The sequence below is a fragment of the Pleurocapsa sp. CCALA 161 genome, from assembly GCF_003003995.1.
Lineage (GTDB): Bacteria > Cyanobacteriota > Cyanobacteriia > Cyanobacteriales > Xenococcaceae > Waterburya.
The window spans coordinates 1-5,933 of the sequence record NZ_PVWF01000187.1; the positions used below are offsets into that span (position 1 = coordinate 1).

At 39.4% G+C, this 5,933-nt stretch carries 4 protein-coding genes; 2 read left to right on the forward strand and 2 right to left on the reverse strand.

Annotated elements, in window-relative coordinates:
* A partial coding sequence (locus C7B62_RS23890) for an EAL domain-containing protein (protein WP_146132193.1) occupies nucleotides 1–1,021 on the forward strand: 1,021 nt, incomplete at its 5' end.
* Between the two features lie 543 nt (nucleotides 1,022–1,564).
* Here the strand turns inward: C7B62_RS23890 and C7B62_RS23895 are convergent.
* A complete protein-coding gene (locus C7B62_RS23895; protein ID WP_106243572.1) occupies nucleotides 1,565–4,573 on the reverse strand; it encodes a UPF0182 family protein in 3,009 nt (1,002 codons plus the stop codon).
* Between the two features lie 139 nt (nucleotides 4,574–4,712).
* Nucleotides 4,713–5,372 carry a DUF2301 domain-containing membrane protein gene (locus tag C7B62_RS23900; protein WP_106243576.1) on the reverse strand — a complete coding sequence of 220 codons (660 nt, stop codon included), beginning with the start codon at nucleotides 5,370–5,372 and terminating at the stop codon, nucleotides 4,713–4,715.
* Nucleotides 5,373–5,537: 165 nt separating this feature from the next.
* On the opposite strand from C7B62_RS23900, the gene C7B62_RS26355 reads away from it, so the two are divergent.
* The gene (locus tag C7B62_RS26355) at nucleotides 5,538–5,696 is read left to right on the forward strand and encodes a hypothetical protein (protein ID WP_199194356.1); all 159 of its coding nucleotides are present in this window, start codon (nucleotides 5,538–5,540) and stop codon (nucleotides 5,694–5,696) included.
* Nucleotides 5,697–5,933: the final 237 nt, after the last annotated feature.

Consider the following 5,933-nt stretch of genomic DNA (forward strand, 5'->3'; position numbering starts at 1 on the left):
AGATGAATTTGGTTTACTGTTGGAAGGATGTTCTATTACGGAAGCAGGAATAGTATGTGAACAGCTAATTAGAACCATTAATAACTATCGTCTGAAATGGAAAACCGTTGAGTTTGATGTAGGGGTAAGTGTCGGTATGGTGGGGATTAGTAACAATGCTGCTAATGCCGCCGAACTGTTGAGTAGAGCTGATTTAGCCTGCTATCAAGCCAAAAATCTGGGTCGAGGACGAGTGTACATCGCAGAAAACAACAATCAAGAACTCGATCTCCAACAAACTCAAATGAGTCATGTGGCAAACGTCTCCCAGGCAATTAAGGAAAATCGTTTTTACTTGGTAAAACAGCTAATTAAGCCGATGGCGAGTCAGGATGAGCAGCGCGACCATTATGAATTACTGCTGCGGCTTAAAGATCGAGAAGGAAATTCAATTACCCCTGAAGAATTTATTCCCGTAGCGGAGCGCTATGGAGTCATCACCATTGTCGATCGCTGGGTGTTAGAAGCTGCTCTTAAGTGCTACCAGCAATATTTTGCTGCTAAACAAGATTTAGTTTCCATCAACTTGTCTGGAGCAAGTATTAATGACGAGCGATTCACTACCTTTGCTATTGACCTAATTAAACAGTCGCAAGTCCCAGGAGACTGTCTCTGTTTTGAAATTACCGAAACCGCAGCAATTGCTCAGATCAGCCATGCTCAAAAATTTATGCTGACCATGAAAGAATTAGGGGTAAAATTTGCCCTAGATGATTTTGGCAGCGGACTATCTTCTTTTTCCTACCTCAAAAATTTACCCATCGACTATCTCAAGATTGATGGTAGTTTGGTCAAAGGCATTCCTGATGAAGAATACGATCGCGCGATCGTCACCTCTATTAATGAGGTGGCACACCTAATGGGTATCAAAACCGTTGCTGAGTTTGTAGAAACCGAGCAGATTCTCGAACACATTGCTAAAATTAGCATCGACTATGCCCAAGGATATATTACAGGTAAACCAGTAGCGATCGCTTCATAGTCCAAAAACCACGCTTTGCGATCGCCCCTAATTATAGTCATTTCAAATAGCAACCAGTGGATCTTATAACGAAGTAACAAGTAACAAGTAACCCTTCGGGTTCGACAGTTTGCTCAACGGAGGAAACCTCCGCAACGCAACTGTCTCACAAGTAACAAGTAAAATTCACCATCATCATTAATACAAAGTAACCATAGGGAAATTAATTAAAATGACTATAGTAAGTAGCAAATAAGATTTGACCTTATTATCAATACAAAACTACCATAAGGAAATTAATTGGAATGACTATAAAACCATAAGGGTATATCCGAAGGTGTCCCATTTGCGAAGCTTATCCATTATAGCCAAGGGCATAACATATTTTTTAGGGCTACTTGCTACCTATACGGGCGAACGCCCTAAAGGGTATATGCGAAGCGGTATCCTTTAGGACACCTTCGGACGATGCGAAGCGAGTGTGACGCGACGTAAGGAGCTAATCCTTTAGGGCTTTAGTATCAGCTTCGCGTCGCCGTTCGCCCGTACTACCTAATTTAAGCGTTATTCGGGGCTAACGTCTTCCACAGGACGAATGATAGTGTTGGTCTTATTTTGAGGTCGAAAAATTGCCTGTATACCCTCATCTAAACTCTCTGCCATGACAATTTGGTTTTCATAGATCACAATTACCCTAGCCAAAGCAGGTAGGCTATTTTCTTTCGCTTCAATGTAAAGCGGTTCGACATAAAGTAATGATTGTTCGATGGGAATAACTAGTAAATTACCCTGGATTGCTCGCGATCCTTCTCGATTCCACAGGGAGATCTGTTGAGAAATTACGGGATCTTGGTTGATTAAAGCTTCGATTTGATTAATTCCATAAATTAATTTTTGTTTGGGGAATTGATAGAGTAGTAACTTGCCATAGTTAACGCCATCAGATCTGGCTGCCAACCAGGCAATTAAGTTAGGACGATTGGAAGGGTTATAGGGATGGAGGAGAATAAATTCTTCTTGACTTTCAGTAGGTAACTTCATGATCAAGTAGTAGGGTTTTACCTTCTGAGATTTTGTACCATAAATTTCTTGGGGAATTTGCCATTGATCCTCACGGTTATAGAATACTTGAGGATCTTGCATATGATAGGTAAGGAGTCTTTCGGACTGAATACTAAAAAAATCTTCGGGATAGCGAAGATGTCGGCGCAGATCTACAGGCATGGCAGACAAGGGTTTGAATACTTGAGGGAAAACTTTGTTCCAAGTGCGAATTATTGGATCAGACTCATCAGCTATATAAAAATCTACTTTCCCGTTATAGGCATCTACCACCACTTTGACTGAATTGCGCAGATAGTTAAATTCATTTTTACCTGGGTCAGAATAAGGATAGCGATCGCTGGTAGTATAGGCATCAATGATCCAGTAAAGAGGATTTTGGTCGTTGGCGAAATTATCCGTTTTAGCTGACACTAAATAAGGATCTTGATCGTAATTGAGAAAAGGTGCAATCTCTTTGATTCTTTGTTCAATGTTACGGCGAAACAGTAGCTTTGTATCCTGAGTAAAGTCTTGAGCAAATAGCATTTGCCAGTCTTTGAGGTATTGGGCAAACAAGACTCGTCGCCAGTAATTACCAATTTTGATTCCTCCAGTACCGTCATAAATGGTATAAACATTCTCTTGCCCACTAGGAAAATCTAGTTCCTTAACCCTAGTAGAAGTCATGATGTAAGGATTGGTCAATTCTCCATAGTAGATACGGGGTTTGCCAATGGGAATACTGTTACGGATGATCTCATCGGAAACTGTTAGTGAACCTGTTTCTTGGTTTCCTGTCCCCAGATCTTTAACGTAATAATAGGGCAAGCCACCTTCAGCAACTTTGTTGACGGGAGAAAGGGTAAAGCCATAACCATGAGTATAAATTAAATGTTCGTTAACCCAGGTTTTGGCAATATCTTGGACTTGAGCATAGTCTAATTCCCTGGCGGAAATAATTACCTGTTGCTTCTCGGCATTATTGAAATTAGAATCTTTGCTTAATAAATAGCGATCAATATCCGCATCGTAAAATTCATAGTAGGGACGAATTTGCTGTAGCTGACGATTGGTTTGCAGAATAGGACGAGTATCCCATAAACGGATGTTTTTGATGGTTAAATCATTACGTTGAATATCGGCTGCGGTTAGCTTCCCTTGAGGATTAAAAGTTTCTGCTTCAATATTATTTAAGTTAAAAGCTTGACGAGTGAAGGCAATGCTGCGCTCAATATAGGGTCTTTCTTTCGCCAATTCATTGGGTTGAACAATTAGACGCTGCACTGTGGCGCTGGCAATATTGCTGAGTGCTAAAACTGATAAATAGAGAATAAAAGGAAAAGTTAAGAAGATGATTTTTTTGCTCTTGCGCTTTTGCAGTTGAAGATTTTGATATCCTGTCAAGCCTTTAGACAATAACCAAATCCCACTCGCAATTGATACTATCCCCAACCATATTTCTAAAGGTAGCTGAACTTCGATATTGGTGTATCCTGCACCATATACCACGCCACGAGAACTATAGAGTAGATCAAAACGGTTTAGCCAATGCTGACAAGCCAAGGCAAACATCGCTGCTGCACCCAGACAAGAAATATGCCGTAGCTGGATCTTAGTAAAGCCTGGGAAGCGTCCTTCCGATAAACTATTTCCTGATAATAAATATTTTAAAATGCAGCTTAGTAAGGTGCAGCAGCATAAAGCGAGTAGCCAAGATTCAATCAAATGCCAGAGAGGAAAGCGAAAGATATAAAAGCCAATATCATAACCAAACTGCGGATCTGCTAGCTCAAACTCAGATGGATTAAAAAAGCGCAAAAATATCGTCCAGTTAGCTGCGGCAATTACACCAAAAACAATGCTGAGTAAAATTGCGATCGCGCGCAAACTAATTTTTGGTTTCCACAACAACAACCCAACTAGAGTAATGACGACGATTAACTGGCGCAGATAGCTGACTATAAAGCCTGTCAGATTTTTCAGATTAAAACTAAAATTCTCTAGAGGCGGTTTAAAAGCTGTGGCAATTTGCGGTAAAGGATAGCTAGTTTGCCAAACAGATAAAGCCAGATCAGTACAGTTAATCAGGATATAGATAATTCCCACCGCTGCGAAGATCGCCGCGGTTAACAAAAAAGGTAACTTTAACTGAGAAGAATAAGTTTTTTTCTCGGTAGGGGATCTAGCTACTTGTTTATTTTGAACATCGCTAGTTATCTTTCGATCCAATATCTGTTTCTGTTTGGGAGTTACCGACAAACCTACGTCATACCATTCATCCTTGGGTAACCACTGCCACTCCCAACGACTCGCCAACCATAGATTAACTCCCATAAATAGTCCTGAAACCAAAGTGGCGCTAAACCAGAGAAGATATTGACTAGCAAGTCTGACTAAAAATACTGAAAGATATTCTACCTCTTGAAACCAAAGTATTTCAGCAAATAACCTTGAGGAAAATTCAAAGATTAACCACAAGCCTGCAAAAATTGCGATCGTTTTAAAAAAAGATGGATGAAGCAGTTTCATAGCAGAAACAAATACCGCTAGGGTAAATACAAGGTTTCCTAATTTAGCTTGGGTTGATACCTAACAACAATCTAACAATTAAGCGATGATCGCTTTTGCTAATCAATAACTGCAACAAATACGTTTATTTTTGGTTGCTTTAATTATTTTCAGCTAGATGCTTTTGCTCTTTTAAATAGGCAAAAACAGACTTATCCCCAATATCCGGATCGATTGCTTGCGTCATTTTTCTGACGGCAAAGATACTAAAGCCGATTGACCAAGCTCCCAATAAAGCTTGTTCCATTTCTATCGGCAGGATTTTGAGCATATGTCCCAATAATAGTAAAGGCACTAGCAAAGTCAAAATTTTGGTTTCTAAGCGATTAAAACAAAAAGCCTCTTTAAAATAAATTCCTGTAAGAGCAGCAAAGGTAAAACCTGTACCCAATAAAGTCAGAGGATGATCGTAGATATAGAGCGCCAATGGTTCATGTTGGGATATGGCGATCGCTATAGTAGCCACTGTACCAATTAGCCAAAAAGCCTGTAATGCTCGATGTAATGGCTTTAAATAGATATGGATAAAATATAGGCTTACTCCTAAACCGATGGAAAAAACGGCAAACAAAGGAGTAATCGCCGATAAAGCAGCTTTTCCTTGGGCAAAAAAGAGATTACTGGCGATCGCAAAACTGGCTGCTGCCATGACTAGCCCCCCACGATAAATAATTACTTCTAAGCGATCGCGTTTAGTAATGGTGTATTCACCAAATTGTCCTTGGTAAGTTTGAGGTTCTCGATCTAAAAGAGCAATCATATTTTTATTAATTGTTAATTTGTTAATTGACTATCGCCTTCTCAGCAAACTTTGTTCTATTAAGATTCTATTAAGTTTCGGCTATAAGCACTTCTTTTCATAACGAAAATGTTATCTTATATATCCGTTCCACATACATTATATTTTTAGAATTAAAAGTCCATCATGAACAATAATCGTCAAGAAGTCTTAAAAAAAGCTAAATCCAGTCATCTTGAAAGTATGCGCCGTAGTTTGAACGCAAGGCTAGAAGCAGCTCGCGCTAACGGTAATGAGCGATTGGTCAAACAGCTAGAAGCTGAAGCTAAATATTTACATCTCTAAATTGCATTTTTTCTCAAAAAACAAAGATTTATAAAGATCAGCTAGTGGTGATCAAAATTTTAGTTGGGGTTGAGCTATGCTCAACCCTTTTTTGTTCTACAATCATGAGTCTCTCTTAGCTGTTGAGTCTGATTATATTTCAGTATTCACCAAGGATTATTCTCTGCTATGATAATTAAGCCATAAATTAGGAGAGGTGGCAGAGTGGTCGAACGCGCTCGACTTGAAATCGAGTTT